Genomic DNA, 26,152 nt, shown 5'->3' with positions numbered 1-26,152 from the left:
TTTGTACACGATTGAATCATTAAGCGGAAGATTAATTGACGAGGCATATAGAATGAAGGCGTCAGACATTCATATTGTTCCCGGTGAAAAAGAGGCGGTGGTTCGCTTCAGGATTGATGATGAACTTTTTCAAAAAGACAGATTAACGAGAAATGAGTGCTCAAGGCTCATTTCTCACTTTAAATTCCTTTCTTCGATGGATATTGGGGAAAGACGGCTGCCGCAAAGCGGAGCTTTAACTCTTTATATCAACCGTCAGCCCGTTCATTTAAGAATGTCTACTCTGCCCACCATCCATGATGAAAGCTTGGTCATCAGGCTTCTTCCCAAGATGAGCAGCAAGCCGCTCACAAAGCTCTCATTGTTTCCGAGTGCAACATTCAAGCTGCTGTCTTTTCTGAAGCATTCCCACGGATTAATTCTGTTCACCGGTCCGACAGGCTCGGGGAAAACGACAACACTCTATTCTTTAATTGAATACGCCAAGCGGCATTTTAAGCGAAATATCATTACCTTGGAAGACCCTGTTGAATCAAGAAGCGAAAACATTTTGCAAGTGCAAGTAAACGAAAAAGCTGGCATGACTTATTCTGCGGGGTTGAAGGCGGTGCTTCGCCACGATCCGGACATGATCATCCTCGGGGAAATTCGCGATGCCGAAACAGCCCAAATCGCAGTCAGGGCAGCTTTGACAGGACACCTTGTTTTATCGAGCATGCATGCGAAAAATGCCAAAGGCGCAATATACAGGCTGCTCGAGTTCGGCGTTGATATGACAGAAATTGAACAAACACTGGTCGCAATCAGCGCCCAGCGCCTCGTCGGTCTCGTCTGCCCGTTTTGCGGCGACAGCTGCTCTTTATATTGCAGATTGTCGAGGCCTGTGAGAAGAGCAAGCGTCTTCGAGCTTTTGTACGGAAAAAGCCTCAATCTCTGCATCGAAGAAGCAAAAGGCAGGTGCGGTGACATAAAAACAGAAACATTGAAAACGCTGATCCAGAAGGGAATAGCACTCGGATATCTGCCGTCGAATACTTATGAACGCTGGATAGGCCATGAAGATTAAAATGAAGTGGCCCGTCCGGGAACAGGCGGACATTCTGAAAAAACTCGGAGACATGATGAAGAGCGGATATACGATTTTGGATGCTTTAAGTATGCTGAAACTGCAATTGAATGAAAGGCGAAGTGCAGATCTGACATTTGCGATAGAGAAGCTGACAGAAGGGCGATCTGTGTTTCAAGTGCTTGAAATGATTTCATTTCATAAGGATGCTGTTACCATTGTTTACTTTGCCGCACAGCACGGGAATTTGCCATATGCCTTTCGGCAGAGCGGAGAGCTGCTTCACCGCAAGATCGCTCAAACCGAAAAACTAAAGAAAGCCGCCAGATATCCCTTGTTTTTAGTTTTAACGGTCTGCGTCATTATCTCTATTATGAAATCGGCAATCATCCCGCAATTTTCCGCGATCTATGAATCAATGAACGTTGAAACGTCTTTTGCAACGACCCTCATCTTTTCGGTTTTTGATCATTTTTATCTTTTTATCGCAGGAATGATGTTGATTGCCGCCGCTTTATCCCTCTATTATCTGTGTTCATTTCGCCATAAACCTCCAGAAGACAAAATGACCTTTCTCATTAGAATTCCCTTGCTGGGCCAAACCTTCAAACTATTCAACAGTTATTTTTTATCGCTCCAATTGAGCAATCTTTTGCAAGCTGGTCTGTCTGTATATGACAGTTTAAAAGCATTTGAAAGCCAGCCGTTTTTAACATTTCATAAAAATGAAGCGAAGCGCCTGATCGAGCGGCTGAAACAAGGGGAGAGTCTGGAGCAGATGCTGGCCGGGCATCCGTTTTATGAAAATGATCTGGCGAAGGCTGTTGCTCACGGCCAATTAAACGGACACTTATACAGAGAGCTGTATTCATACAGTCAATTTTTGATTGAACGGCTTGAACGGAAAGCAGAAAAATGGACAGGTTTGATCCAGCCATTGATTTACGGGCTAACAGCGGCGATGATATTAATTCTTTATTTGTCTATGCTTTTGCCAATGTATCAAATGATGAACCAGTTATAAGGAGGACGGAACTGTGAATGAAAAGGGATTTACACTGATAGAAATGTTAGTCGTCATGCTCGTCATCTCCATCCTGCTGTTGATCACCATACCGAATGTGACCAAGCATAATCAAAGTATTCAAAAGAAAGGATGCGAAGGGTTAATTAATATGGTTCAAGCGCAAATCACGGCTTATCAAATGGATCATGACGGGAAAACGCCGAGTAGGGCGGACCTTGAATCTGAAGGTTACGTGAAGAAGAACTTAAAGTGCCCGAATGGGAAAGTAATTAAAATTTCAAACGGCAAAGCACAGGCTGATTGACGGTTATGAATCAAAAAGGATTTACGCTTTTGGAAAGCCTAACTGTATTGATGATCGGTTCCATTATGCTCTCTCTTCTCTTTGCCGCACTGCCTCCCGTTTATGAAAAAAGAGTTGTTCAGCACTTTGTCTCACAGCTTGAAGAGGATCTGCTTTACGCACAGCAGACAGCTCTCGTCCGCCATGCGACGGTTAAGGTGCAGTTTGACTTTGCCGGCTGCCGCTATATTATTAAGCACGCGGACGAAGGCTCATCGCCTAAGCTGGTCAGGACATACAGTTGCCATATTGCGTTCAAAAAAGCGACGCTCAAACGAACTCTTACTTTTAACCCAAGCGGAGTTCCGAATCAAGGGGGAAAAATCGTGATCGATACACAGCACGCCTCTTTTGCACTGACGATCCATTTAGGAAGCGGAAAGATTAATGTGCAAAAAAAATAGAGGCTTTACAACAGTTGAAGCTGTTTCCGCATTCGGCATTTGGGTCATGATCACCATGTTATTGATTCCTATGGTTCATCAGCTGTCTTTGCAGCGCGGGGCATCTGAAAAAGAAGAAGAGGCATATCGCATATTGGATGAAAAGATCAGCCGCTACACACTGACCGGACGGTTTCAGCCTAAAGAAACTGTGCTTTACCGAAACACATCTTACTTTATTGAATGGAAGGAGCAGGGAGATGATTATAAAGTATGCATCTCCATTAAAAAAAGAGACAGTCAACGGCGTTGCTTCACCATTTTGCGGTCAAAAGGGATTTACCCTTCTTAATGTACTTGTTTCCTTAATGGTGTATATGTTCATTGCAGGAACGATGGCCTCGATATTTCATCTGTTTTTATCCCCGGAAAGAAACGGTGCGGATATTCACCCGCGCGAATGGACGATTACTGCCGAGCAAATATTGAAGGAATGCAGGAACTCGGTTGATCTAAGAGCGGGCGACGATCATCAGTCATTGGAAATGACAAATCGCCAAGGTGCCGCTGTTCGCTATGAGAAATATCAGACAGTTATCCGAAAAAGAGTCAATGGAAAAGGTCATGTGCCGCTTTTGCAACATGTCAAACACATGAGGTTTGTGATTGAAGATCATCTGCTGATCCTTGAAGCGACAAGTTTAAGCGGCAAGTCATACCGTAAGTCCATTCCGCTCTATCATATGTAAAAGGTGATCACGTGAAAAATTCAAAAGGATTCATTTATCCGGCTGCTGTTTTCACAGCTGTGATTTGCATGCTCTGCGCGGGTCATTCAGCCGTTTTATTAACGAATCAACGAATGTTTGCACAGCAAACAAAAGAATTTCATATTCAGCAAAACCTTCTCCAAAATGGAATGCTCCATGCCTTGTCTCATATTCACGAAGAGACAAAAGAGAAAATTCAAAAACAGCATGGCTTGATATCGTATACTGTCAATCCGGCTCATCAGCGGCTCAAGCGAGTGAAGATAGAGGTAACGACAGCTTCCGGCACAGGAACGAGCGCTGAATTTCAATATGATTTGAGCACTAAGAAAATCACACAGTGGAAAGAATATTAAAAATTGTGTGTCGGAATCATGAAGAATGTATAAAAAAAGATTCGTATGACAACACTTCAACTGACAGAACTCCCCAAGAGGTGATGTGATGAAAACGAACGATTATGTTAAATATATGACGGAACAGCTCGTAAAATATATGGACACGCCTAAGCAGGAAAGAAAAGAAATGAAAGAAAAACGTAAAGAATCAAAGCCGCCGTCCAGGATATATCAATGGTTCGGCATTCTTCCTCTTGGCTGTATCATGTTTTTTAAAAGGCATAAATAAAGACAAGCCGCTTTCTACTGCAAAGCGGCTTATTTATATTCTTCTACAACGACGACTTTGTTGATTTTGTGTGTCGCAGGTTCAAATGAAATTGTAACAAATACTCCGAAATTTTTATTTCCTTCACTCAATGTGACATGGTATTGTTTGACCGCTTCATCCGCCCGCTTTCGATCCCATACTTTTTTCGTGAGACGCACTTCTGCTTCCGGATACCTCTTTTTTGCTTCCTCAACCGCTTTTTCTTCCCACTTAGACATGCGGGCTGTTTCGTAAGCTGCCGCATGGGCATTGAGCGGCCCAATGCTTGCAAGCAGTAAAAAAGAGCATAACATAGCATTTTTCAGCACGGGGCATCATCCTTTCTATCCTATTTTTTCCTTGTCAACAGTGTTTATACAAAAATGAAGAAGAAATTATGTACTTTATAAAGAACTTCAAACTTTTCAAAAAGATGAGAATTTGAGAGATTTTTTGAGGAATCAAACGAAAACGTTCTGTAAAACGAACTTAATCGACTATTTTGATAGTTTTCAAATGGCACATTTGTTCTTTATACTCTAACTATCAAGTTCTTTAAAACGAACGAGCGAAAAAAGCCATTACATACTCGCTAGGAGGGTAGTCATGATCCGATTATCTCGAACTAGGAGATCCCGAAAAAGAGCCGGAAAAAACATCATCGTTTTTCAAACGCTGCTGATCATTTATCTTTTAATTGGATTGGGGAGTCAGCTGTCACAGCATACAAACGCATCATTTCACGATGTGGAAACATACAGCATGACAATGAAAGCGGCCTCTTCATTTCCTCAAGATGGGAAACAGTGGGACGGGAGCAATTTGAAGCTTCAAAAACAGACAAAGACGAAAGGAACGGTCTGTGCACCGCTGACATTGTTTGCAGAATATAAAAACCGCGGCAGCCAAATCGCCGACTCTGAATGGAAGTGGGAGCTGCATAAACTCGGTAATGCCAAAAAACCGTTAGAGGACGGGACTGTGATCGATAAAGGCGCGTTCAAAAAAGAAGCCGAAAAGAACATCTACCGGATAGAGTCAAAGCGGGCGGCAAAAGGAGGGCTCTACGCATTTAAATTGATTAAGCCTGAAGGCCATCCCGATGTGAAAAAGGGCAAACCTTTTATTTGGTCAAATGTGATGAAGCTTCAAGACTGTAAAGAAGAAACACCGAAGCCGCCTAAAAAAGCATCAGAAAAGCCGAAGCAAACAGAACAGACAGAAACACGGGAAAAGTCTGAACAGGACATAGAGAAAACACCAAAGAGCAGTGAATCCGTAGATAAAGAAAATAGAAAAGAAGAAAATTCATTAGAAAGCGGGGAAGCGTCATGAAACATGTGATCAAATGGGTCAGCAATATCTTATATGTGATTATTTTCACACTCATCATCGCCGCGGTCATCGTCGTAATTTCGACAAAGTCGTCCGGCGGAGAGCCGCAGCTTTTCGGCTATCAATTGAAAACGGTTTTATCCGGTTCGATGGAGCCGGAATTTAAAACAGGTTCTGTGATAGCCGTTCAAAAGATTGAAAATCCCGGGTCTTTGAAAAAGGGAGATGTCATTACATTCATGCAAGACGAAAACACCATGGTTACCCACCGAATTATCGGTATAACAAAAAATAAATCAAACCTCATGTTTAAAACAAAGGGTGACAATAACCAAAACCCTGATTCCGATCCGGTGCTGGCGGAAAATGTTGTCGCTAAGTATTCGGGCATTACGGTTCCGTATGCCGGGTATTTGCTGGATTTTGCAAGTAAACCGATCGGCACAGCCATATTGCTGATCGTGCCGGGACTCTTGTTGATTCTTTACGCAGTGATTACTGTATCCGCGGCTTTAAGAGAGATTGACCAAAAAACTAAGGCAATTGAAGCCGCCGGGAAAGATCAATCAGTTTCCATGTAATCTTCGTTGGTCACCTGAACATTCAGGTCTCCATATATACAGATTTTCTTATTATAAAAGGAGGAGTTATCAATGGGTACAAAGAAAAAACTCGGATTAGGCGTTGCGTCTGCTGCGCTTGGACTGGCATTAGTAGGAGGAGGAACTTGGGCTGCGTTTAACGACATCGAAACAACTCAAGCAACTTATGCAGCAGGTACACTTGACCTGAATGCGAAAGATACATCTGCAAGAGTGAACTTGTCCAACTTAAAACCTGGCGACAAATTCACTAAAGATTTCGAATTCAAAAATGACGGATCACTTGCGATTAAAGAAGTGCTGATGCAGGTTGGCTACAGCAATTTCGTTGACGGAAACGCGAAAAACGGCGGAAAAAGCACAGCGGAAGACTTCCTGAAACAATTTAAAGTCAGCGTTCTGACTGTCGGAGTTGAAGGCGGAAACGGCTATCCTAAAAACATCATTTTAGATGAAGCCAACCTTTATGATCTGTACAATATGTCCGCGAAAAAAGATAAGGCCGCGTACGAAAAAGTGAAGAAAGCAATCGAGCCAGAGTTCCTGCATGACAATGGCAAAATCAATGTAGCGACAATCAACGGAAAAACGGCGCCTGAATACGACGGCATTCCGAAAGATCCATATGACTTTGACAAAGTTCAATTGGTGATTGAGTTCGTCAATGACAAAACAACAGACGCCAGCGGCAGAATGGTACAGAACAAATATCAAGGAGATTCTGTGCAGCTTGACTTCTCATTCGAAGGTACTCAATGGAACGGCTTGACAATCGACGGCAAAAAACATGCCGATGAAAAAGGTTATGTAAAAGAGAACGAAAGAGCACACAGTGAAGATAAATAATGGTGCAATTTAAAAAACGGATCTGTATGATCCGTTTTTTTATGTTCATGAGGAATCGGCTTATTCAGCGTAAAAAATGCCAAAGGGAGTAAGATATGTTTCCCTTACTCCTTTTCCTGTCTTTTCTTCCACTTTTGATAATCTAAAAATTCTCGAAATTGTTTTTTAGAAACCCCTGATGCCATAGCGTCACGAACTAGATTTTCCCATTCACTATCTAATTGACCATCGTATTCGGTTTCATCTTTCTCATTGAGCAGGGTATGAACCGAGACGTCCAGAACAGCGGAGACTTTTTCTAGAAATTGAATGGAGGGGTTTGTTTGCAAGTTTCTTTCTATTGAACTTAAATAAGACTTCGCTACCCCAGCCTTTTCAGCTAGTTCAGATAGTGAGTAGCCTTTTTCTTTTCGATATTGTTTAATACGCTGGCCAATCAATGTCATCACCTTCCTTTCGATATTATAGCACATTCAGAAAGGATTTATTGAATGACTTCTTTCAATTGATGCGGAAGGTTTTGAAGACTTCTCACCCAAATTGAGAAAAATACGTATATCCTCTGGACTAATGCCTTGTTCAAGAGCGTGTTTAATCAGTTCTGTCCACTCCTCATCCAATTCTTCTTTCTCATTTTTATCTTTATTCATACATTTCCCCCCCAAAATACTTCATTATGTATTTCAGACAACCGTGTTGTGATAAACAAAGATAAACCCCGAGACTCAACACTTTACCAAGCTTGTCCAAATGGCGTTACGAAAGTTCCTCCTATCTCTTTAGTTCTATTATAAGTCCAGCTCACTGAATAAAAACAAGAATGTTGTCGAATCGGAAAAATTATCCTGAATTTTTTTTGTGCAAATAAAATAATCCCCCGTTTTGAACTTTAATATCGATTTTAGGCTCGTAAAGCGTTTGGAGAGCCTTTTTCTCAATTTCGTATTCCTCCGGTTTTTCTTCAGTATCCTCGTAAAATTGGTTTAAAAGTGACAGGTCGTTATTCCAGCGTTTCAGGGAAGCTTCAGCCCAATCAAGCGGCTCGCTTCTGGCCGCCTGTTCGATATAGCGCTCAAGCCGTTTAATGCCGCTTTCCGGCTTAATCAACGGCGACATCGTGTAGCAGTAGTCAGAGATCTGTGAAGAGAGATCTCGGGCCTCCATTTGTTCTTGAAACGATTCGACCAGCTGACCGCTGATTAAATGAAGGCCGAGAGACAAAAGCTTATCTTTTTTCATGTCGGATTGGTACGAGATCGTCACATTCATGCCGAGCCACGGTTCCAGGGAAATATGGGCTCCATCGGAACGGATTTTCTCATAAAGGCGAATAAATTTGCCGTTTTTTTGCACGGCCTGGAAAATTTGAAAAAGTCTTGGTGATCCAAAATGAATAAACTCACCTTCGATATCGGAAGGGGCCTCGTCTTCATTCGTGATCAGCGTGATTTTCATCGGATTAGGTTCTCCGCCCGTCTTTTCGAGCCAGTGCCAGTAAAACGGCCTGTTCATAATCTGTTTATCGACTTCAACCGTCAGCTGCACAGTCATGTGGCCTGAACTTTTGTCGGTGATCGTGCAGCCGTTTGCGATGAAAAAGCGTTCTAAAAACAGGTATATTTCTTCCTGACGCATTTGATTTTAGCCTCCGATCTGTTCTTGGTTTGAAACGGCTTCATTTCCGTATGAAATGAAAGAGGTTAAGTTTTCCATTTTAATCTTCATTTCCTCGTCTGTCGCGGAGTAAAAGAGAATGTCATGAAGGTGGTCTTCAAAATTGCCGACCTCGATTTTTGTTAAAATATCATCCAAGTCTCCGACGACTTTTTCGAACAAATGGATCTTTTCATAGAGAAGTTTTAAAATATGCTCTTCTACGGTATGCTTTGTTGCCATGTTGTAAATGTAAACATCGCGTTCCTGGCCGAGCCGGTGAATCCGGCCGATCCTTTGTTCGAGACGCATCGGGTTCCACGGAAGGTCATAGTTGATGATTTTATTGCAAAATTGAAGGTTGATCCCTTCGCCGCCTGCTTCAGTCGCGATCAGAACTTGAACTTTGCCCCTGAACAAATCTTTCATCCAGTCTTTCTTTCCTCTTTTAAATCCGCCTCTGAACGGTACAGAACTGATACCGTTCTGCTGGAGGAACCATTGCAGATAAATCTGCGTCGCCCTGTATTCAGTAAAGATGATGACTTTGTCATCGAGTTCTTGAATGAGCTCAACAACTTTCAGAGCTTTTGAATTTTGCGCGACCTCGTTGACCTTTTCGATCAAATGGTGGATGACAGGTTCGGAGATCACCGGCGCTTCGCGATCCTTTCGGTCAAGCATGTTTTTCAGCGTCATATAGACAGCTTCTCTGCTTGAACAGCATTCGCGCTCCAATGTCATGATTGAGAACATGCTTGATGAATGCTGATGACTTGTCTTCAGCTTTTTAATCTCGTCATACAAAGCCTGTTCTGTAGGAGAAAAGGAAATGGGCACGGTTTCGACATGGCGCTTCGTCCAGGTGATGCCGGTATCATGCCGTCTGTTTCTGATCATGACTTTATTGATAAGGGACTTTAAGCGTTCATGCGCTTCAGCTGAATTGATCTGTTTTGTATAATCTTTGTTGAAGTTGCTTTCATTTCCCAAGTGTCCGGGTTTTAGCAGGGAAACGAGATTAAATATTTCGTCGATCTTGTTTTGGATGGGCGTCGCCGTCAGCATCAGGCAATATTTTTTCTTTAAGCTGCGGACAAACTCGTAATTTTTTGTTTTATTGTTTTTCAGTTTGTGAGCTTCATCAATAATCACCACATCATACTGGATCGACAAAACCGTCTCCCTGTGCGGCGACCGCTTTGCCGTGTCAAGGGAGGAGACGACAACATCGCACTGCTCCCAGACATAGCTTTTTTTCTGTTCCACGGCCGGAATTAAAAACTTTTCCCGCAGTTCCTTCACCCATTGCGAGACGAGCGAGGCGGGGACGAGGATTAAGATTTTCTTGGCCAGCCCGCGAATCATGTATTCTTTTAATATCAGCCCAGCCTCGACCGTTTTGCCGAGGCCCACTTCATCCGCCAAGATGGCTTTTCCGTTCATCTGCTCGACTACCTTCCGGGCGACTTCGAGCTGATGGGGAAGCGGGGTGAATCCTGGGAGGTGATAAGGGGCCTGCAAGCCTTCAAACGTCGGAATCGCAAGCCTTTTCTGCACTTCACAGGAAAGCTTGTAAAGCTCCCAATTCGCCCATGGTCCGTCTTCATCAAGGTGCTTTTTGAACTGTTCCGGCCACTCGTTGTCGAAATGAATGTCTGGTCTCATCACTAATGCCGCCTTTCTCTTCTGAGATTCAAATGTTCTTTTTTAAAAGAAAATATTGCGTGAAAAAAACGGATTTTACTAACGAATAAACAAAACACGAACATTCTTATTTTAAAATAATAAATTGTTAATGATTTTTCCTGTTGCCCAATTGTTGTGATGATGGTAGGATATTTGTAGATCATCAGTAAAAAAATCATAAGCTTTATATAGTATGTCCATGAAAAGAAATGAATATGAGCGAATGACAGCAAGGGGAGAGACCGATAGCGGGAAACCTTAAAGCGGCGCCGAAGGAGCAAGCTGGGGAAACAGTGAATCTCTCAGGCAAAAGAACTCTTGCTTGACGCAACTCTGGAGAGAGTTTGTATCATATGATGTTTTAACAAACCACCAAAGGGGACATCTTTGCTTTTGATGCAAAGTAAACTTTCAGGTGCCAGGACAGAGAGCCTCAGAACTGACAAAGGGGCTTCTCTGTCCTTTTTTGTGCCGTCCAAAGCGGCGGAACCATCCAGGTGATGTTGGAATCTTTCTTGTTTTCTGATGATTGGCAAACTTGTTTTTAGTTTGAAAAGCGAAGGGGGAAGCAGAATGCTTAAACGAACGCCTTTATTTGACCTTTATAAGGAATATGGCGGAAAAACGATTGATTTTGGCGGCTGGGAACTGCCTGTTCAATTTTCTTCAATTAAAGAGGAGCATGAAGCCGTCAGGACGAAAGCGGGGCTTTTTGACGTCTCACACATGGGGGAGGTCGAAATCACAGGAACAGACAGCCTTCCGTTTTTGCAAAAACTGTTGACAAACGATGTTTCGACACTGAAAGAAGGCGGTGCTCAGTATACGGCCATGTGCTATGAAGACGGCGGAACGATCGACGATCTCCTCGTCTATAAGAAAGCGGCCAATGTCTACATGCTCGTCATTAACGCAGCCAATATCGACAAGGACGTCGATTGGATGAACAAGCACCAAGAAGGAGACGTTTCGGTTCAAAACGTGTCTGACGAGGTTGCGCTGCTTGCCCTTCAAGGACCGAAGGCCGAATCGATTTTAAAACAGGTCGCAGATAGCGATCTTGCCGGGTTAAAGCCGTTTACGTTCAGGGATGATGCGGCGATCGGCAGCGTGCAGGCGCTTGTGTCCAGAACGGGATACACGGGAGAGGACGGCTTTGAGATTTACTGCCGGAGTGAAGATGCAGCCTACATTTGGAAGCTGCTTCTTGAAACGGGCAAGGATTCGGGATTAGTGCCGTGCGGCCTCGGGGCCAGAGATACGCTGAGGTTTGAAGCGAAGCTGCCGCTGTACGGACAGGAGCTCTCAAAAGATATTACACCGATCGAAGGCGGCATCGGATTCGCCGTCAAAACAAACAAAGCCTCGAACTTCTTCGGAAAAGCCGTCCTGGCAAGCCAAAAGGAACATGGAGCGGACAGAAAGCTCGTCGGCCTTGAAATGATCGATAAAGGCATTCCAAGGCACGGCTACGCCGTCTATTATCAAGGCGAACAAGCAGGCGAGGTGACAACCGGCACACAGTCGCCGACCTTAAAGAAAAACGTCGGCCTCGCATTGCTGAAAAAAGAAGCCTGCGCCCTCGACACCGTCGTTGAAGTGGAAATCAGAAATAAGCGCTTGAAAGCCAAAATCGTGAAAACCCCATTTTACAAACGGCAGCCGTAAGTTTGCCATGGCCGTGAAAGGAGACTGAAGATGAAGCACCGTTACCTGCCAGCTACAGATCAGGATAAAAAAGAAATGCTTGAGGCAATTGGAGTCGAGAAGATCGAAGAGCTATTCTCCGATATACCCGAAAGCGTCAAATTTAAAGGGGAATACCAAATTAAAAAGGCAAAGTCCGAGACTGAGCTCACAAAAGAGCTGACGAAACTCGCGGCTAAAAATAAAGATACAGTGATGCACGCCTCTTTTTTGGGAGCGGGCGTATACGATCATTACCAGCCCGTCATCGTGGACCACGTGATTTCGCGGTCGGAATTTTACACGGCTTATACACCGTATCAGCCTGAAATTTCTCAAGGGGAGCTCCAGGCGATCTTTGAATTTCAAACGATGATTTGCGAGCTGACGGGCATGGATATCAGCAACTCGTCGATGTATGACGGGGGAACGGCATTAGCCGAAGCGGCAATGCTTGCTTCAGGACATACAAAAAAGAAAAAAATTGTCGTTTCGGAAACCGTCCATCCCGAATCGCGCGAGGTTTTAGTAACGTATGCGAAAGGACAGTACATCGACGTGGTAGAAGTCCCTGCCAAAAACGGAACAACAGATCTTGCGGCTCTTGATGAAGCCGTCTGCGAAGATACAGCAGCAGTGATCGTCCAATACCCTAACTTTTTCGGGCGAATTGAGCCGCTGAAAGACATTGAACCGATCGCCCATAAAGGGAAAAGCATGTTCATCGTGTCCGCCAATCCGCTGGCTCTCGGGCTTTTAACACCGCCCGGGGCACTGGGAGCTGACATCGTTGTCGGGGATGCCCAGCCGTTCGGAATACCGGCCGCTTTCGGCGGGCCGCACTGTGGATTCTTTGCCGTCACGAAAAAATTGATGAGAAAAGTGCCTGGCCGTCTCGTCGGTCAGACGGAAGATGAAAACGGGAAAAGGGGATTCGTTCTCACCTTGCAGGCGCGCGAGCAGCATATCAGACGGGATAAAGCAACATCAAATATATGCTCCAACCAGGCGCTCAATGCGCTTGCCGCATCAGTCGCCATGACGGCGCTCGGCAAAAAAGGCGTCAAGGAAATCGCATGGCAGAACCTGCAAAAAGCGGCTTACGCAAAAGAAGCAGCTAAACGGGCCGGTCTTGAAGTCGTGTTTGACGGGCCGATGTTCAATGAGTTTGTCGTCAGGCTCAATGAACCTGTCGAAAAAGCGAATGAACGCCTGCTTGAGAAAAATATTATCGGAGGCTACGATCTCGGCGCTTCATATCGGGATTTAAAACAGCACATGCTGATCGCCGTGACAGAGCTCAGAACAAGAGAGGAAATCGATACACTCATGAATGAATTGGGGGATCGCCATGAATAATCAGGATCAATCGCTTATTTTTGAAGTATCAAAAGAAGGGCGGGTCGGCTACAGCCTTCCTGAGCTTGACGTCCCTAAAACAGATGTGACAGACGTCCTTGACGAAGCGTATCTCAGAGATGAACCGGCAGATCTCCCCGAAGTGTCTGAGCTTGATATTATGCGCCATTATACGGCTTTATCAAGGCGCAACCACGGAGTGGATTCGGGCTTTTATCCGCTCGGTTCATGCACGATGAAGTACAATCCGAAGATTAACGAAAAAATCGCGAGAATCCCAGGACTTTCTGCGATCCATCCGCTCCAGGATGAACGGACCGTGCAGGGTGCGCTAGAGCTCTTGTACGACTTGAGCGAGCATTTGGAAGAGATCACGGGGATGGATGAGGTCACCCTTCAGCCGGCTGCGGGTGCGCACGGCGAGTGGACCGGGCTGATGATGATCCGCGCGTTCCATGAGGCAAACGGCGATCATAAAAGGACGAAGGTCATTGTACCTGATTCGGCCCACGGTACAAACCCGGCGTCTGCGACTGTTGCCGGATTTGAAACGGTCACCGTCAAATCGAATGACGACGGTCTTGTTGATCTTGAAGATTTAAAGCGTGTCGTAGATGAAGAAACAGCCGCGTTAATGCTGACTAATCCAAATACGCTCGGCCTTTTTGAAGAAAATATTTTAGAAATGGCTGAAATCGTCCATAAAGCCGGAGGAAAGCTGTACTATGACGGAGCGAACCTGAACGCCGTTCTCAGCAAAGCAAGGCCGGGTGACATGGGATTTGACGTCGTCCATTTGAACCTTCACAAAACCTTTACAGGACCGCATGGAGGAGGAGGACCTGGATCAGGCCCTGTCGGCGTCAAGAAGGAATTGATTCCGTATTTGCCGAAGCCGGTGCTGGTGAAAAAAGACGGCCGTTATACCTTTGACCATGACCGTCCGCATTCGATCGGCAGGGTGAAACCTTACTACGGAAACTTCGGCATCAATGTGAGAGCTTATACGTACATTCGTTCAATGGGGCCGGACGGGCTCAAAGAAGTAACGGAAAACGCCGTTTTAAATGCGAATTATATGATGAGAAAGCTTGCTCCATACTACGATCTGCCGTTTGACCGGCACTGTAAGCACGAATTTGTGCTGTCGGGAAGGCGCCAGAAAAAGCTGGGAGTCAGGACGCTTGACATCGCAAAGCGGCTTTTGGACTTCGGCTTCCATCCGCCGACTATCTATTTCCCGCTCAATGTCGAGGAATGCATCATGATTGAACCGACAGAAACAGAGTCTAAAGAAACGCTCGATGCGTTTATCGATACGATGATCCAGATTGCAAAAGAAGCGGAGGAAACGCCTGAAGTCGTTCAGGAAGCACCGCATTCAACCGTTGTGAAACGCATGGATGAAACAAAAGCTGCGCGGAAGCCCGTGCTGCGTTATGAAAAATGATAAGAAGCCGGCGGATCAATTTCGCCGGTTTTTTTTGTGAAAAAAACATCTTTATGTAAACGGTTTATGTACTGAATGATAAGGATTTCTCTCGTATTAAATAGTAAATTCATCAAATTTAAAATTAAAAATAAAAATTACATTGTAAAACGTGATAGTTTCAATGTTTTTATCAAATATAATGGTTTAATTTGCCTTAAAAGAAGAGGATTATGGAGTATTTAAAAGGATTCACAAGGGTAGAGAGTGACAACGATGAATATGAAGGTTTGATACAAAATGACAGTGAATATGCCGTTTGTCTCATATGTTACATAAATGTTACGGTATATTAGATTGCTTCATACGGGAGGAGAAATATGAATTCAGACGAAAAGCCAATCAAGATAAAAGTAGAAAAAGTGTCTAAAGTTTTTGGGAAAAATACAAAGAAAGCAACGCAGCTGCTTGCCGATGGCAAAACCAAAAAAGAAATTCTGAAAGAAACCGGGGCGACCGTCGGGGTGAACCAAGCGGATTTTAGCGTGTATGAAGGTGAGATATTTGTCATCATGGGTCTATCAGGGAGCGGTAAATCAACCTTGGTGCGGCTTTTAAACCGGCTGATTGAACCGACTGCAGGACATGTGTACATAGATGGTGACATGATAACAAATATGTCCAAAGACCAGCTTCGGGAAATCCGCCGGAAAAAAATCAGCATGGTCTTTCAAAAGTTCGCTCTGTTTCCGCACAAAACGATTCTTGAAAACACAGAGTACGGATTGGAACTGCAAAAAGTCGATAAAAGTAAACGCCGGATAAGAGCTATGGAATCATTAAAGCTTGTCGGTCTTGAAGGATATGAACAGCAATATCCGGATCAGCTGAGCGGCGGGATGCAGCAGCGCGTCGGGCTTGCCCGCGCATTGACGAATGATCCGGACATTCTGCTGATGGACGAAGCGTTCAGCGCGCTTGACCCGCTGATTCGCAAAGATATGCAGGATGAACTCCTCGATTTGCATGAATCAGTAGGCAAAACGATTATTTTCATTACCCATGATCTTGATGAAGCGCTGAGAATCGGCGATCGAATCGCATTGATGAAAGACGGAAACATCGTTCAAATCGGTACGCCGGAAGAGATCTTAATGAACCCGTCAAATGAATATGTTGAAAAATTCGTTGAAGATGTCGACTTGTCTAAAGTGCTGACAGCCGGTCATATTATGAAACGCGCTGAAACCGTACGCGCAGACAAAGGGCCGCGCGTCGCTCTGACGCTGATGAAAAACCTCGGGATTTCCTCGATTTATGCCGTTGACAAACACAATAGGCTTCTTGGTTCTGTTGATGCTGAAACAGCTAAAAAAGCAGCCGAAAAAAGCCAGACGCTGGAGAGCGTCATCTCGAGAGACATTACAACCGTGGAAGAGAATGCGGTCCTGACGGATATTTTTGAATTGGTCTCTGATGCCAGCATCCCGATTGCTGTCGTCGATGAAAAACAGCGGATGAAAGGGATCATCGTCAAAGGCGCGTTAATCGGAGCGCTTGCCGGAAATGACCGGTATATTAATGCACATTCAGATCATGAACCAGCTCATGAAACTGTTGTTCAGGAGGTGAGATAATGTTTACTTTATCATCGCTTCCCCGCATTCCTTTAGCCGATTGGATCGATCAGTTTGTTGACTGGCTGACGGTGTCGTTCGGCGGGGTATTTAACGGAATTGCCAGCGGAGTGGAATCGTTTGTTGATGCGATTGTCCAAGGCCTGGGTTTTGTTCCGCCGGTTATTTTGACCGTTATCTTTGCCGCGCTCGTCTGGCTGATCAGCAAAAGAGGCATTGCGCTGTTTACTTTAATCGGATTTTTTATCATTGATTATTTAGGATATTGGGACGCCATGCTCCAGACATTGGCGCTTGTCGTCACATCCGTTCTGATTTCTGTCATTATCGGCATTCCGGTCGGAATCTGGGGCTCCCAAAAGAAAACGGTTCGGAGAATCGTTACGCCCATTCTTGACTTAATGCAGACGATGCCGGCATTCGTTTATTTGCTTCCGGCCATCTTCTTTTTCAATATCGGGGTTGTGCCGGGTGTTGTCGCTTCCGTTATCTTTGCGATGCCTCCGACAATCCGGATGACAATCTTAGGAATTCAGCAGGTGCCGGAAGATCTGATTGAAGCTACAGAAGCATTTGGTTCAACGACAAGCCAGCGGCTCTTTAAAGTGCAGCTGCCGCTTGCGACGAAAACCATTCTGGCCGGTATCAATCAAAGCATCATGCTTGCGTTGTCAATGGTCGTTATTGCATCCATGGTAGGTGCGCCTGGACTTGGAGAAGAAGTTTACCGGGCTGTTACCCAGCTGCAAACGGGTACCGGTGTAGAAACCGGGCTTGCGATTGTTATTATTGCGATCGTACTTGACCGGGTTACACAAAATATAAAATTGAAAAAAAGCAGGGGGAATGCATAATGTGGAAAAAGATAGCGGGAATCGGCACTGCAGCAGTACTGACATTGGGTCTGGCTGCCTGCGGAAGCAGCAATAATAATGAAAACGCGTCTGTAGGCGATCAAGTCAGTTATAAAATTACCGGCATTGATCCTGGAGCGGGCATTATGAATGCAACGGACAAGGCGCTCAAGGACTACGATCTCAGCAAGTGGGCTGTAACATCAGGCTCAAGCTCAGCGATGACAGCCGCATTGAAAAAAGCTTACGATAAAAAAGATCCGATCATTATTACGGGCTGGACACCGCATTGGATGTTTGCAAAATACGATCTCAAATATTTGAAAGATCCAAAAGGTTCTTACGGCGATGCCGAAGAAATCCATACTGTTACGCGCAAAGGATTCAAGGACGATCATCCGGGCGCACACAAGCTGCTCAGCCAATTCAGCTGGACAGAGGATGATATGGGAGAAGTCATGCTTGCCGTTCAGGAAGGCAAAAAAGCGGAAGAAGCTGCAGCAGATTTCGTTAAAAAACATCAAGACCTTGTTAAGAAATGGACAAAAGGCGTCGATAAAGCGGACGGCGAAAAAATTAAGCTCGGCTATGTGGCATGGGACAGTGAAATTGCGAGCACAAATGTCATCGCAAAAGTTCTTGAAGACTTAGGCTACAACGTGACGCTCAGCCAAGTAGAAGCAGGCCCGATGTGGACTGGAATTGCAAATGGAAGCGTCGATGCTTCACTTGCTGCATGGCTGCCGCAAACGCATAAAACATATGCTGAAAAATACAAAGGCAAATACGAAGATATCGGTACAAGCATGACAGGCGTAAAAATTGGCCTTGTCGTTCCGACATACATGAAAGATGTCAATTCAATCGAAGACTTGAAAAAATAACGAACAAAGCCGGCGAACCCATTTCGCCGGCTTATTTTTATTTGAAGGATCATCTGCTCCGCCTGTTTTGATTGTCTGCAGGATATGCTAAAAAAAATCCTAAAACGCAAAGACGCTTTAGGATGTTGGCCGCAACTGGAGACAGCTGCGGTTATTAATTTTTCGTTTTAATTTTTCCGCCCCATTTTTTGAACCCGCCTTTCAGGTTGTAAATCTCCTTACAGCCGTGTTTGCGGAGCGTTTGGGCGGCTCTTCCGCTTCTGACGTTGTTTTGGCAGTACAGGTAAACCGGTTTGTCAGGACGGATTTCGCTTTTTCTTTGCTTAAGCTGTGAAAGCGGAATGTTTCTCGCACCCAAAATGTGGCCGCCTTCATACTCGTTCGGCTCGCGCACATCGATGAGTTGCGCTTTGCGATAGCCAGCCCGGAATTCTTCTTCTGTCAAGGTTTTCATAATGCGCTGCTGATAGATGTATGAAACGACCGCGTAGATGATGAGCGCGGCGCAAATCAAGAGAATGATAATGCTGCTGGTAGACAATCTGATCCGACTCCTTTTTGAATTCATCCCGTCTGATAATCGGGAGATTTTTAACGATATGTTAAGACAAATACTATTATAGTAAAGCCTCAGAAATCTGTCATCTGATTCGCCGAATTTATTTTCAATTTTAAGAGGGAATGGTAGACTTATTTTATACCAAAGAAAAAGAGGGTAGGTTATGGAAAAAGAAATATGGCGTTTTATCGATTCGGGACGACAGGATCCCGCTTTTAATATGGCGCTCGACGAGGCGCTCCTTTATTGGCACAGCGAAAATAAGATTCCGCCGACCATCCGCTTTTACGGCTGGAATCCGCCAACGCTTTCAGTCGGCTATTTCCAAAATATCGAAAAGGAAATCAATCTGGATGCCGTCAAAAAACACGGTTTAGGCTTTGTGAGAAGGCCGACCGGCGGAAGAGGCGTGCTCCATGATCAAGAGCTGACCTACAGTGTTATTGTGTCTGAAGAACACCCGGAAATGCCCAAGACGGTGACGGAAGCGTACCGCGTCATCTCAGAAGGTATTCTTGAAGGCTTCAGAGAGCTGGGACTTGATGCGTATTTCGCCATACCAAGAACGGAAAAAGAGAAACAGAGCCTGAAAAACCCGAGATCTTCCGTCTGTTTTGACGCGCCGTCGTGGTATGAGCTCGTTGTCGAAGGCAGAAAGGTCGCAGGAAGCGCCCAGACGAGGCAGAAAGGAGTCATTCTCCAGCACGGTTCGATCCTTCTTGATCTGGATGAGGACAAGCTCTTTGATTTGTTTATTTACAAAAATGATCGCCTCAGAGAGCGCATGCAGAGAAACTTCAAACAAAAAGCGGTTGCCATCAATGAGCTCGCAAAAGAAAAAATCACGATTGAAGAAGCGAGCAAAGCTTTTAAAAAAGGGTTCGAAAAGGGGCTTAACATTCATTTGGAGCCTTATGAACTGACAGAAGAGGAAACGGAATTTGTCGCCGGTCTCGCCAGAACGAAGTATGCGGCAGATGAATGGAATTATAGAAGGTAATCGGGTGAAAACGTTATCCCGTTGCTTGTTTTTTACATGCACATAGTGTAAACTTGTTATGATTTGAATAGGTGTGATTTGGAGGGATTTGATGACAACACCGAGTATGGAAGATTACATAGAACAAATTTATATGCTGATTGAAGAAAAAGGATATGCAAGGGTCTCAGATATAGCCGAAGCTCTGGCCGTCCATCCCTCCTCGGTTACAAAAATGGTTCAAAAACTCGATAAAGACGAATATTTGATTTATGAAAAGTATCGCGGCCTCGTGCTGACGCCTAAAGGGAAGAAAATAGGCAAACGTTTAGTATACAGACATGAATTATTGGAGCAGTTTTTACGAATCATTGGTGTTGACGAAGAGAAAATTTATGATGATGTCGAAGGAATCGAGCATCATTTAAGCTGGAACAGCATTGACCGTGTCGGAGATCTTGTGCAGTATTTTGAAGACGACAGCAAAAGAATCGACGATTTGAGAAGCGTCCAAAAAAGAAACGAACAGGAAAATCAATAAAAGCCGCCGGGTAACGGCGGCTTTTCTCTTTCCGTATCAGTTTTTCCAGCTGCCGCTTTGTCTCATGGTCTTTTTTTTCTGTCCGTTTCTTAAAATGGTGTAAAGCCATCTTTTAAGGGAGGGAGATCGCGATGTACATCGACGGGGTTTTTTCAGGCGGCGGTATGAAAGGGATTGCACTTGTGGGGGCATACGAGGCGCTTGAGAAACGGGGCTTCCGATTTAAAAGGCTGGCCGGAACGAGCGCCGGTTCGATTATTGCCTCGTTTATCGCGGCAGGTTATACAAGCGCGGAGATCCGTCAAATGATGGAAGAATTAAATGAAAGCGAGCTCCTTGACCCGAGATTTTCACTCTTGCCTTTGAAAATGCTGCAATGGGCATCGATTTATTGGCGGCTCGGTTTATATAAAGGAGATAAACTGGAAAACTGGATTTCCGAAAAGCTGAAAGCGAAAGGCATTTCAGTTTTCGGGGATCTTGAACAGGGAAAACTGAAGTTGATCGCCTCCGACTTATCGAATGGCAAGATGCTTGTGCTGCCTGACGATTTAAACAGATACGGCTTAAACCCAAGGCGTTTTTCCGTCGCCAGGGCGGTCCGGATGAGCTGCAGCATTCCTTATTTTTTTGAGCCGGTGAAGCTCAAGTCCTCCAGCGGCATCAGCGTTGTCGTAGACGGCGGAGTTCTGAGCAATTTTCCGATGTGGCTGTTTACAACAGAAAAAAAACGGCCAGTATTGGGGATCACGCTGATGCCCAATGAAAAAGAGAGGCCGAAGAAAACGATTAAAAATGCGTTCGAACTGTTCGGGGCGCTGTTTGAGACGATGAAAGAGGCGCATGACGCCAGGCACATTGCCACAAAACATGAGCGCAACATCATTTTTTTACCTGTTGAGGAAGTCCTGTCGACTGAATTCGCGATGTCGGCAGAAAAAAAACTAGCTCTAATCGAGCTAGGAAAAAAACGAACAGAATTATTTTTGAAACAGTGGACGTTTTAAAAGAAAGCCCTGTTTTTCTTTTTGCTTTTTTTGCCTTCAATCACTGTCAGCTGAGTCTGGCTTTTTTTCTTCACCAATACCGGCTTCGATTTATTAATAGACGGTACGCTTCTCAGATGATTAACCTTGCCTTTTATAGAGCGTTTTTTGTGATCTTGAAAACGCTTGTTGGATTGCTTGGCTGCTTTCTTAAAAGCGGCTCCTTCACTGCCCATATCGCGATTGGAAATGCGCCTGATCACGAAATAAATGATGGCGCCGACCGCTGCAAAAACAACCAAGTATTGGAGCAGGCGGCCCGGACTTGTGACGGCGAAATAGACAAACCCAAAAATTCCAAACGCAATAATTAAAGCTGAGACAGGATGTACGCGTTGCTTCATAACTGTCCACCTCCCAAAAAATTAACCAATTCGTTGCATTACATTACGATATTAGAAGGTTCCTTCTGTTCGTCCTCTGCTTTGGTCTCCATATGAAGAAGCTCATTGAAGCTTGCGATGGCGACTTCCACCTGATCGTCAGACGGCTCTTTCGTTGTTAAAAGCTGCAGCCACAAACCCGGATAGCCGAGCACCTTCAATACGGGGATGTCTCTCAGTTTGTTTGTCAGCTGCAGAACTTCAAATGAAATGCCGAGAACGACGGGTATCAGTGCGAGTCTATTCAAAATACGGACCCAGAGAGGGTCAGTAGGAACGAGCAAGTAAACAAACATGCCCACGATGACGGTGAATAAAATAAAGCTGCTTCCGCATCGGTAGTGCAGTCTTGACTGCCGCTGAACGTTTTCAACCGTGACCGGCAGATTTTGCTCGTAACAGTTTATGACCTTGTGTTCTGCTCCGTGATATTGAAAAACTCTTTTAATAAAAGGAGTGCATGATATGGCGTAAATATAGCTTAAGAGAAGGAGCAGCTTAAAAAAGCTTTCGATCATAATCTGCGCGACGTCCGACTGAAAGACCGGACGGGTGAGCTCCGCTAAAAAAACGGGCACGAGCGTAAAAATAAACTTGCTGAACAAAAAAGACAGGACGCCGACTGCGGCGAGGCCAAAAATCATCGTCAGCTTGGACGGCTTCTCTTCTTTCAATTGATCGTCTAAAGAAGGATCGAGGTCATAGCGTTCGCTCGAAAAATTCAAGTGCTTGGTGCCGTTCGCGCTTGCTTCAATAATCGCGATAATCCCTCTGAGAAAAGGAATTTTTTTAAATTTTTCAAGCGCCGGATTGGTTTTCCGAGGCAGCTTAAAAAATTCAAGGGTTCCGTCTTTTCTGCGGATCGCGGTTACATAATGGCGCCTGCCGCCGAACATAACGCCTTCGACGACAGCCTGCCCTCCGTATGCGGGCTGTTTTGTTTGATTTGACATTTGCATCAACCTATCTGTATCAATCTATGAGTACATTAACCATTTCCTTACACCTATTGTACAGGAAAAACGCTGAAACCTCTAGATTGACGGGCTCAAAAATTTAAGAAATTCGAACCTATTACAAAGCCAAATCTAATTAAAGTATACCCTTTTTCATGCTTTTTACACTCGGATCTTAAAAATCCGGGAAAGCTGATGTTGGAGAGGCTGTTTTTGGACATACTGGAAATGGAGGTGATCTGGACTGTATGGGTAATGAAGACAATCAAAAACAGCCGGAAGAGCTTGAGCAAAATAAGCGTGAAACTCCGATGACTTTCATCGGAAGGGTGATCACGACTGGCTTTGTCGGCGGAGTGCTTTGGAGTGCACTCGGTGAGCTTGCGTACCTTTTTAAGTTCTCCGAAGTCAATGCAAACATGATTCTCCAGCCTTTTGTCATCGGCGATTGGAAAAACGGATTTCTCGGGACGTTTATCAGCATCCTGCTGATCGGTGTTATTTCCATCGGAGCTGCCCTGCTTTACTACGGCACTTTGAAGCAGGTCAAAGGCATGTGGGCAGGCATTGTATATGGAGCCGTTTTGTGGGCTGTCGTGTTTTACCTGTTCAATCCGATGTTCCCAGATGTTCAGACTGTGGCTGAATTAAAGAGGGAAACGGTTGTGACGACGCTTTGCATTTACCTGCTTTACGGTTTATTCGTCGGCTATTCCATTTCGTTTGAATACAATGAGCTCAATTCTGAAAAGTTGACGCGGGCCCTTGGAGAAACAAGAGAATAGTGCCTGATCAGGAAGCAATATGATAAAATGTTCACTGTAAGTGGACATTTTTTTGCGTGATGAGAAGGGGGAGGCAGAGTTGCCGCATATTTTAATATTGAACGGACCGAATTTAAACCGGCTTGGAAAACGCGAACCCGATGTATACGGTACAGACACATTAACTGATTTGGAACAAAAACTTTTTCAATTTGCCGAAGGCATTCAGATTGAATTGACTTTTTTTCAATCAAACCACGAAGGGGACCTGATTGATGCTCTTCATGAGGCAGAGGAACAATACGATGGAATCGTCCTGAATCCGGGGGCTTTCTCCCATTACAGCTATGCCATCCGCGATGCGGTGGCAGCAATCAGCATACCGGTGATTGAGGTCCATCTTTCAAACCCTCATGCGAGGGAAGAGTTCCGGCACCGCTCGGTCATCGCTCCGGTTGCAAGAGGCCAGATCACGGGACTCGGCTTTGAAGGTTATAAGCTGGCCATCTGTTATTTTATGAACGCAAATAACAAATAGGGGGACTAGTGGACAATGAAACTAAACAAATTGAGAGAGCTTTTCGGCGGTTTGGGTATTGACGGGATTTTGGTGACGAGCAGCGTTAATCTGCGGTACATCACCGGATTTACCGGATCTTCAGGACTGGCGGTCATCTCCGGCGACCAAGCGGTCTTTATTACAGATTTCCGCTATACAGAACAGGCGAAAGATCAAGTCAAAGGCTTTGACATTGTTCAGCATGCCGGCGGAATCGTTCAAAAGGCCGCCGAAGTGATCAAAGAGATGGGGATAAACAAAATCGGTTTTGAACAGGATAAAATGACATACGGAACGTATGCCGCCTACAAAGAGCAGCTTGGCGCAGCTGAACTCGTTCCTGTTTCTCAATCTGTGGAAAAGTTGCGCTTGATTAAGTCTAGTGAAGAGATTAAGATATTAAAGGAAGCTGCAAAGATTGCAGATGATGCATTCAGCCATATTCTGACGGTCATAAAGCCCGGCATCACCGAAATTGAAGTCGCCAATGAGCTCGAGTTTTACATGCGGAGCCAGGGAGCGGATCATTCGTCCTTCGATATGATCGTGGCATCAGGCGTACGCTCAAGTCTGCCGCACGGAGTGGCAAGCGGCAAAGCGATTGAGAAAGGCGACCTTGTGACATTGGACTTCGGGGCTTACTATAAAGGTTACTGCTCGGACATAACGCGTACGGTCGCGGTAGGAGAGCCGGATGATGAGCTGAAACGCATTTATCAAACCGTGTTTGAGGCGCAGGCTATCGGCATGCGGAGCATCAAGCCGGGAATCACCGGGAAACAGGCTGACGCTTATACAAGGGACTACATATCTTCACAAGGCTACGGCGGGTATTTCGGCCATTCAACAGGCCACGGCCTCGGCATGGAAGTTCATGAAAGTCCGGCGCTTTCAGCACGTTCGGACCAGATGCTTGAAAAAGGCATGGTTGTAACGGTTGAACCGGGAATTTACATACCGGGAAAAGGCGGGGTCAGGATAGAAGATGATATTGTCCTGACAGAGGAAGGAAACGAATCCCTTACCCATTCCGCGAAAGAATTAATTATTTTATAATCCGTTTGATTGGAGCAATAGGAGGATAATCATGATTTCAGTAAACGATTTTCGTACAGGATTAACGATTGAAGTAGATGGAGGCATCTGGCGTGTTGTTGACTTCCAGCACGTTAAGCCGGGAAAAGGTGCGGCATTTGTCCGCTCCAAACTGAGAAATCTTCGCACAGGCGCGATTCAGGAAAAAACATTCCGCGCAGGTGAAAAAGTGGCACGCGCCCAAATTGAAACAAAAACGATGCAGTACTTGTATGCCAACGGCGACCAGCACGTTTTTATGGATACGACATCTTACGAGCAGCTTGAGCTGAACGAGAAGCAAATCGAACACGAGCTCAAATTCCTGCTTGAAAATATGTCTGTCCACATCATGATGTATCAGACAGAGACGATCGGAATCGAACTTCCGAATACAGTTGAACTGAAAGTTGTGGAAACAGAACCGGGCATTAAAGGCGACACAGCCTCAGGCGGAACAAAACCGGCAAAAACAGAAACAGGCCTTGTTGTCAACGTGCCGTTCTTCGTAAACGAAGGAGATACGCTTGTTGTCAATACTTCTGACGGATCTTACGTATCAAGAGCATAAGAGTAACAGCGGGAAAGAGTCGGCTTCATTGAAGCCGGCTCTTTTTTTGCTGTCTGAAATCTTTTACCTCTCACAGGCCAAATAGAAAAATCGGAAGACTACTTTTTCAATGAGGAGCATAGATTGTAAAAAAAGAGGATGTGTTACTGGAGGTTTAAGATCATGAAGCTTTTCTTTGGACAAGTCAATCCGACGGTTCTGACAATGGCTGCGTTAAGAGTGGTATCATCTTTGATCGAACTGACGGCGGCTGTCGTAATGCTTTTGACAAACGACGTCAGAAAAGCCGTGGCGGTCAACAGTGTGCTTGCGATGGTCGGACCGCTCATCTTTATTATTACAATGACAATCGGCATCTATCAGATTGCAGGGCAGCTTTCTTACGCAAAGCTGATTTTGATCTTTATGGGAGTGGTGTTGATCATCGCGGGGATCTATAAATAGTGACACATGATAAGAGAGACCGACTTGTCATAATGTCTTCCGTTGATCATACATTTTTATAGAAG

At 44.9% G+C, this 26,152-nt stretch carries 33 protein-coding genes and 1 riboswitch; of the genes, 25 read left to right on the top strand and 8 right to left on the bottom strand.

Going from position 1 to position 26,152, the window contains the following annotated elements:
• Position 1: 1 nt before the first annotated feature.
• From comGA to CP943_RS13705, 8 genes are all read left to right on the top strand, one after another.
• Complete coding sequence (gene comGA / locus CP943_RS13740; RefSeq protein WP_025811157.1) at positions 2 to 1,066, top strand: competence type IV pilus ATPase ComGA; 1,065 nt, start codon at positions 2 to 4, stop codon at positions 1,064 to 1,066.
• The gene (comGB, locus tag CP943_RS13735; protein WP_105981076.1) at positions 1,056 to 2,090 is read left to right on the top strand and encodes a competence type IV pilus assembly protein ComGB; all 1,035 of its coding nucleotides are present in this window, start codon (positions 1,056 to 1,058) and stop codon (positions 2,088 to 2,090) included. The genes comGA and comGB overlap by 11 nt, the downstream gene beginning before the upstream one ends.
• Before the next feature lie 13 nt (positions 2,091 to 2,103).
• The gene (gene comGC, locus CP943_RS13730; RefSeq protein ID WP_039072846.1) at positions 2,104 to 2,397 is read left to right on the top strand and encodes a competence type IV pilus major pilin ComGC; all 294 of its coding nucleotides are present in this window, start codon (positions 2,104 to 2,106) and stop codon (positions 2,395 to 2,397) included.
• Positions 2,398 to 2,402: 5 nt separating this feature from the next.
• On the top strand, positions 2,403 to 2,840 hold the full coding sequence (gene comGD, locus CP943_RS13725) for a competence type IV pilus minor pilin ComGD (protein WP_039072845.1): 438 nt from the start codon (positions 2,403 to 2,405) through the stop codon (positions 2,838 to 2,840).
• Positions 2,824 to 3,171: a competence type IV pilus minor pilin ComGE gene (comGE, locus tag CP943_RS13720; protein WP_023855191.1), complete on the top strand. Its 348-nt coding sequence runs from the start codon at positions 2,824 to 2,826 to the stop codon at positions 3,169 to 3,171. The genes comGD and comGE overlap by 17 nt, the downstream gene beginning before the upstream one ends.
• Positions 3,080 to 3,568, top strand: coding sequence for a competence type IV pilus minor pilin ComGF (gene comGF, locus CP943_RS13715; protein WP_224067282.1), 489 nt, complete (start codon positions 3,080 to 3,082; stop codon positions 3,566 to 3,568). The genes comGE and comGF overlap by 92 nt, the downstream gene beginning before the upstream one ends.
• Positions 3,569 to 3,579: 11 nt before the next feature.
• A complete protein-coding gene (gene comGG, locus CP943_RS13710) occupies positions 3,580 to 3,945 on the top strand; it encodes a competence type IV pilus minor pilin ComGG (protein WP_025811163.1) in 366 nt (121 codons plus the stop codon).
• An 88-nt stretch (positions 3,946 to 4,033) separates the two neighbouring features.
• A complete protein-coding gene (locus tag CP943_RS13705; protein WP_020452171.1) occupies positions 4,034 to 4,216 on the top strand; it encodes a YqzE family protein in 183 nt (60 codons plus the stop codon).
• A 29-nt stretch (positions 4,217 to 4,245) separates the two neighbouring features.
• Here the strand turns inward: CP943_RS13705 and CP943_RS13700 are convergent, their stop codons facing one another.
• Positions 4,246 to 4,566, bottom strand: a complete 321-nt coding sequence (locus CP943_RS13700) for a YqzG/YhdC family protein (protein WP_023855188.1) — start codon at positions 4,564 to 4,566, stop codon at positions 4,246 to 4,248.
• Positions 4,567 to 4,843: 277 nt separating this feature from the next.
• Between CP943_RS13700 and tapA the strand changes: the two genes are divergently transcribed.
• The 3 genes from tapA (at position 4,844) to tasA (ending at position 7,020) form a co-directional block, all read left to right on the top strand.
• Complete coding sequence (gene tapA / locus CP943_RS13695) at positions 4,844 to 5,572, top strand: amyloid fiber anchoring/assembly protein TapA (protein ID WP_020452169.1); 729 nt, start codon at positions 4,844 to 4,846, stop codon at positions 5,570 to 5,572.
• Positions 5,569 to 6,153: a signal peptidase I SipW gene (gene sipW, locus CP943_RS13690; RefSeq protein ID WP_020452168.1), complete on the top strand. Its 585-nt coding sequence runs from the start codon at positions 5,569 to 5,571 to the stop codon at positions 6,151 to 6,153. Before tapA ends, sipW begins: the two co-directional genes overlap by 4 nt.
• A gap of 72 nt (positions 6,154 to 6,225) precedes the next feature.
• Positions 6,226 to 7,020, top strand: a complete 795-nt coding sequence (gene tasA, locus CP943_RS13685; RefSeq protein WP_020452167.1) for a biofilm matrix protein TasA — start codon at positions 6,226 to 6,228, stop codon at positions 7,018 to 7,020.
• A 104-nt stretch (positions 7,021 to 7,124) separates the two neighbouring features.
• Here the strand turns inward: tasA and sinR are convergent, their stop codons facing one another.
• The 4 genes from sinR to CP943_RS13665 form a co-directional block, all read right to left on the bottom strand.
• Entirely contained in the window at positions 7,125 to 7,460 is a 336-nt protein-coding gene (gene sinR, locus CP943_RS13680; protein WP_023855185.1) for a transcriptional regulator SinR, read from the bottom strand.
• A gap of 33 nt (positions 7,461 to 7,493) precedes the next feature.
• A complete protein-coding gene (sinI, locus tag CP943_RS13675) occupies positions 7,494 to 7,670 on the bottom strand; it encodes an anti-repressor SinI (protein ID WP_023855184.1) in 177 nt (58 codons plus the stop codon).
• A gap of 190 nt (positions 7,671 to 7,860) precedes the next feature.
• Positions 7,861 to 8,655 (bottom strand): YqhG family protein, encoded by a 795-nt coding sequence (locus CP943_RS13670; protein ID WP_020452164.1) that lies wholly within the window; start codon positions 8,653 to 8,655, stop codon positions 7,861 to 7,863.
• A gap of 6 nt (positions 8,656 to 8,661) precedes the next feature.
• Positions 8,662 to 10,341 (bottom strand): DEAD/DEAH box helicase, encoded by a 1,680-nt coding sequence (locus tag CP943_RS13665; protein WP_020452163.1) that lies wholly within the window; start codon positions 10,339 to 10,341, stop codon positions 8,662 to 8,664.
• A gap of 244 nt (positions 10,342 to 10,585) precedes the next feature.
• A riboswitch (glycine riboswitch) is annotated at positions 10,586 to 10,690 on the top strand.
• A gap of 245 nt (positions 10,691 to 10,935) precedes the next feature.
• Between CP943_RS13665 and gcvT the strand changes: the two genes are divergently transcribed.
• From gcvT to CP943_RS13630, 6 genes are all read left to right on the top strand, one after another.
• The gene (gene gcvT / locus CP943_RS13655) at positions 10,936 to 12,030 is read left to right on the top strand and encodes a glycine cleavage system aminomethyltransferase GcvT (protein ID WP_095291099.1); all 1,095 of its coding nucleotides are present in this window, start codon (positions 10,936 to 10,938) and stop codon (positions 12,028 to 12,030) included.
• Positions 12,031 to 12,060: 30 nt separating this feature from the next.
• Positions 12,061 to 13,407 carry an aminomethyl-transferring glycine dehydrogenase subunit GcvPA gene (gene gcvPA, locus CP943_RS13650; RefSeq protein WP_020452161.1) on the top strand — a complete coding sequence of 449 codons (1,347 nt, stop codon included), beginning with the start codon at positions 12,061 to 12,063 and terminating at the stop codon, positions 13,405 to 13,407.
• Complete coding sequence (gene gcvPB / locus CP943_RS13645) at positions 13,400 to 14,857, top strand: aminomethyl-transferring glycine dehydrogenase subunit GcvPB (RefSeq protein WP_023855181.1); 1,458 nt, start codon at positions 13,400 to 13,402, stop codon at positions 14,855 to 14,857. Before gcvPA ends, gcvPB begins: the two co-directional genes overlap by 8 nt.
• Positions 14,858 to 15,216: 359 nt before the next feature.
• A complete protein-coding gene (gene opuAA, locus CP943_RS13640) occupies positions 15,217 to 16,473 on the top strand; it encodes a glycine/proline betaine ABC transporter ATP-binding protein OpuAA (RefSeq protein WP_023855180.1) in 1,257 nt (418 codons plus the stop codon).
• Positions 16,473 to 17,327, top strand: a complete 855-nt coding sequence (gene opuAB / locus CP943_RS13635) for a glycine/proline betaine ABC transporter permease subunit OpuAB (RefSeq protein ID WP_023855179.1) — start codon at positions 16,473 to 16,475, stop codon at positions 17,325 to 17,327. The genes opuAA and opuAB overlap by 1 nt, the downstream gene beginning before the upstream one ends.
• Positions 17,327 to 18,211 carry a glycine betaine ABC transporter substrate-binding protein gene (locus tag CP943_RS13630; RefSeq protein ID WP_023855178.1) on the top strand — a complete coding sequence of 295 codons (885 nt, stop codon included), beginning with the start codon at positions 17,327 to 17,329 and terminating at the stop codon, positions 18,209 to 18,211. The genes opuAB and CP943_RS13630 overlap by 1 nt, the downstream gene beginning before the upstream one ends.
• Before the next feature lie 154 nt (positions 18,212 to 18,365).
• Here the strand turns inward: CP943_RS13630 and CP943_RS13625 are convergent, their stop codons facing one another.
• Positions 18,366 to 18,779 (bottom strand): rhodanese-like domain-containing protein, encoded by a 414-nt coding sequence (locus CP943_RS13625; protein WP_043054396.1) that lies wholly within the window; start codon positions 18,777 to 18,779, stop codon positions 18,366 to 18,368.
• Between the two features lie 154 nt (positions 18,780 to 18,933).
• Here CP943_RS13625 and CP943_RS13620 point away from each other — a divergent pair, with 154 nt between their 5' ends.
• The 3 genes from CP943_RS13620 (at position 18,934) to CP943_RS13610 (ending at position 21,297) form a co-directional block, all read left to right on the top strand.
• On the top strand, positions 18,934 to 19,770 hold the full coding sequence (locus tag CP943_RS13620) for a lipoate--protein ligase family protein (protein WP_105981075.1): 837 nt from the start codon (positions 18,934 to 18,936) through the stop codon (positions 19,768 to 19,770).
• A gap of 91 nt (positions 19,771 to 19,861) precedes the next feature.
• Positions 19,862 to 20,290, top strand: coding sequence for a transcriptional regulator MntR (gene mntR, locus CP943_RS13615; RefSeq protein ID WP_020452154.1), 429 nt, complete (start codon positions 19,862 to 19,864; stop codon positions 20,288 to 20,290).
• 131 nt (positions 20,291 to 20,421) lie between these two features.
• Entirely contained in the window at positions 20,422 to 21,297 is an 876-nt protein-coding gene (locus CP943_RS13610) for a patatin-like phospholipase family protein (RefSeq protein ID WP_020452153.1), read from the top strand.
• On the opposite strand, the gene CP943_RS13605 is transcribed toward CP943_RS13610, so the two are convergent.
• Complete coding sequence (locus CP943_RS13605; RefSeq protein WP_020452152.1) at positions 21,294 to 21,680, bottom strand: SA1362 family protein; 387 nt, start codon at positions 21,678 to 21,680, stop codon at positions 21,294 to 21,296. The genes CP943_RS13610 and CP943_RS13605 overlap by 4 nt on opposite strands.
• A 38-nt stretch (positions 21,681 to 21,718) precedes the next feature.
• Positions 21,719 to 22,672: a DUF1385 domain-containing protein gene (locus tag CP943_RS13600; protein ID WP_095291125.1), complete on the bottom strand. Its 954-nt coding sequence runs from the start codon at positions 22,670 to 22,672 to the stop codon at positions 21,719 to 21,721.
• A 251-nt stretch (positions 22,673 to 22,923) separates the two neighbouring features.
• Between CP943_RS13600 and CP943_RS13595 the strand changes: the two genes are divergently transcribed.
• From CP943_RS13595 to CP943_RS13575, 5 genes are all read left to right on the top strand, one after another.
• Positions 22,924 to 23,460: a YqhR family membrane protein gene (locus CP943_RS13595; RefSeq protein WP_020452150.1), complete on the top strand. Its 537-nt coding sequence runs from the start codon at positions 22,924 to 22,926 to the stop codon at positions 23,458 to 23,460.
• A 79-nt stretch (positions 23,461 to 23,539) separates the two neighbouring features.
• Positions 23,540 to 23,977: a type II 3-dehydroquinate dehydratase gene (gene aroQ, locus CP943_RS13590; RefSeq protein ID WP_020452149.1), complete on the top strand. Its 438-nt coding sequence runs from the start codon at positions 23,540 to 23,542 to the stop codon at positions 23,975 to 23,977.
• Positions 23,978 to 23,992: 15 nt separating this feature from the next.
• On the top strand, positions 23,993 to 25,054 hold the full coding sequence (locus CP943_RS13585) for a M24 family metallopeptidase (protein ID WP_026579316.1): 1,062 nt from the start codon (positions 23,993 to 23,995) through the stop codon (positions 25,052 to 25,054).
• 31 nt (positions 25,055 to 25,085) lie between these two features.
• Entirely contained in the window at positions 25,086 to 25,643 is a 558-nt protein-coding gene (gene efp, locus CP943_RS13580) for an elongation factor P (RefSeq protein WP_020452147.1), read from the top strand.
• A gap of 162 nt (positions 25,644 to 25,805) precedes the next feature.
• Entirely contained in the window at positions 25,806 to 26,087 is a 282-nt protein-coding gene (locus tag CP943_RS13575) for a YqhV family protein (RefSeq protein ID WP_003183412.1), read from the top strand.
• Positions 26,088 to 26,152: the final 65 nt, after the last annotated feature.

The organism is Bacillus paralicheniformis (genome assembly GCF_002993925.1).
GTDB lineage: Bacteria > Bacillota > Bacilli > Bacillales > Bacillaceae > Bacillus > Bacillus paralicheniformis.
This window is presented reverse-complemented; position numbering and strand designations above follow the sequence as displayed.

What these genes read in the sequence shown, in the direction of transcription:
- CP943_RS13705 (WP_020452171.1), top strand. Translation starts at nt 4,034, where the DNA reads ATGAAAACGAACGATTATGTTAAATATATGACGGAACAGCTCGTAAAA.
- mntR (WP_020452154.1), top strand. Translation starts at nt 19,862, where the DNA reads ATGACAACACCGAGTATGGAAGATTACATAGAACAAATTTATATGCTG.
- comGD (WP_039072845.1), top strand. Translation starts at nt 2,403, where the DNA reads ATGAATCAAAAAGGATTTACGCTTTTGGAAAGCCTAACTGTATTGATG.
- comGF (WP_224067282.1), top strand. Translation starts at nt 3,080, where the DNA reads ATGATTATAAAGTATGCATCTCCATTAAAAAAAGAGACAGTCAACGGC.
- gcvPB (WP_023855181.1), top strand. Translation starts at nt 13,400, where the DNA reads ATGAATAATCAGGATCAATCGCTTATTTTTGAAGTATCAAAAGAAGGG.
- comGE (WP_023855191.1), top strand. Translation starts at nt 2,824, where the DNA reads ATGTGCAAAAAAAATAGAGGCTTTACAACAGTTGAAGCTGTTTCCGCA.
- CP943_RS13610 (WP_020452153.1), top strand. Translation starts at nt 20,422, where the DNA reads ATGTACATCGACGGGGTTTTTTCAGGCGGCGGTATGAAAGGGATTGCA.
- CP943_RS13630 (WP_023855178.1), top strand. Translation starts at nt 17,327, where the DNA reads ATGTGGAAAAAGATAGCGGGAATCGGCACTGCAGCAGTACTGACATTG.
- CP943_RS13600 (WP_095291125.1), bottom strand. Translation starts at nt 22,672, where the DNA reads ATGTCAAATCAAACAAAACAGCCCGCATACGGAGGGCAGGCTGTCGTC.
- gcvT (WP_095291099.1), top strand. Translation starts at nt 10,936, where the DNA reads ATGCTTAAACGAACGCCTTTATTTGACCTTTATAAGGAATATGGCGGA.
- CP943_RS13625 (WP_043054396.1), bottom strand. Translation starts at nt 18,779, where the DNA reads ATGAATTCAAAAAGGAGTCGGATCAGATTGTCTACCAGCAGCATTATC.
- comGB (WP_105981076.1), top strand. Translation starts at nt 1,056, where the DNA reads ATGAAGATTAAAATGAAGTGGCCCGTCCGGGAACAGGCGGACATTCTG.
- CP943_RS13595 (WP_020452150.1), top strand. Translation starts at nt 22,924, where the DNA reads ATGGGTAATGAAGACAATCAAAAACAGCCGGAAGAGCTTGAGCAAAAT.
- tapA (WP_020452169.1), top strand. Translation starts at nt 4,844, where the DNA reads ATGATCCGATTATCTCGAACTAGGAGATCCCGAAAAAGAGCCGGAAAA.
- gcvPA (WP_020452161.1), top strand. Translation starts at nt 12,061, where the DNA reads ATGAAGCACCGTTACCTGCCAGCTACAGATCAGGATAAAAAAGAAATG.
- CP943_RS13665 (WP_020452163.1), bottom strand. Translation starts at nt 10,341, where the DNA reads ATGAGACCAGACATTCATTTCGACAACGAGTGGCCGGAACAGTTCAAA.
- opuAB (WP_023855179.1), top strand. Translation starts at nt 16,473, where the DNA reads ATGTTTACTTTATCATCGCTTCCCCGCATTCCTTTAGCCGATTGGATC.
- sipW (WP_020452168.1), top strand. Translation starts at nt 5,569, where the DNA reads ATGAAACATGTGATCAAATGGGTCAGCAATATCTTATATGTGATTATT.
- sinI (WP_023855184.1), bottom strand. Translation starts at nt 7,670, where the DNA reads ATGAATAAAGATAAAAATGAGAAAGAAGAATTGGATGAGGAGTGGACA.
- CP943_RS13670 (WP_020452164.1), bottom strand. Translation starts at nt 8,655, where the DNA reads ATGCGTCAGGAAGAAATATACCTGTTTTTAGAACGCTTTTTCATCGCA.
- efp (WP_020452147.1), top strand. Translation starts at nt 25,086, where the DNA reads ATGATTTCAGTAAACGATTTTCGTACAGGATTAACGATTGAAGTAGAT.
- CP943_RS13575 (WP_003183412.1), top strand. Translation starts at nt 25,806, where the DNA reads ATGAAGCTTTTCTTTGGACAAGTCAATCCGACGGTTCTGACAATGGCT.
- opuAA (WP_023855180.1), top strand. Translation starts at nt 15,217, where the DNA reads ATGAATTCAGACGAAAAGCCAATCAAGATAAAAGTAGAAAAAGTGTCT.
- CP943_RS13585 (WP_026579316.1), top strand. Translation starts at nt 23,993, where the DNA reads ATGAAACTAAACAAATTGAGAGAGCTTTTCGGCGGTTTGGGTATTGAC.
- tasA (WP_020452167.1), top strand. Translation starts at nt 6,226, where the DNA reads ATGGGTACAAAGAAAAAACTCGGATTAGGCGTTGCGTCTGCTGCGCTT.
- CP943_RS13620 (WP_105981075.1), top strand. Translation starts at nt 18,934, where the DNA reads ATGGAAAAAGAAATATGGCGTTTTATCGATTCGGGACGACAGGATCCC.
- CP943_RS13605 (WP_020452152.1), bottom strand. Translation starts at nt 21,680, where the DNA reads ATGAAGCAACGCGTACATCCTGTCTCAGCTTTAATTATTGCGTTTGGA.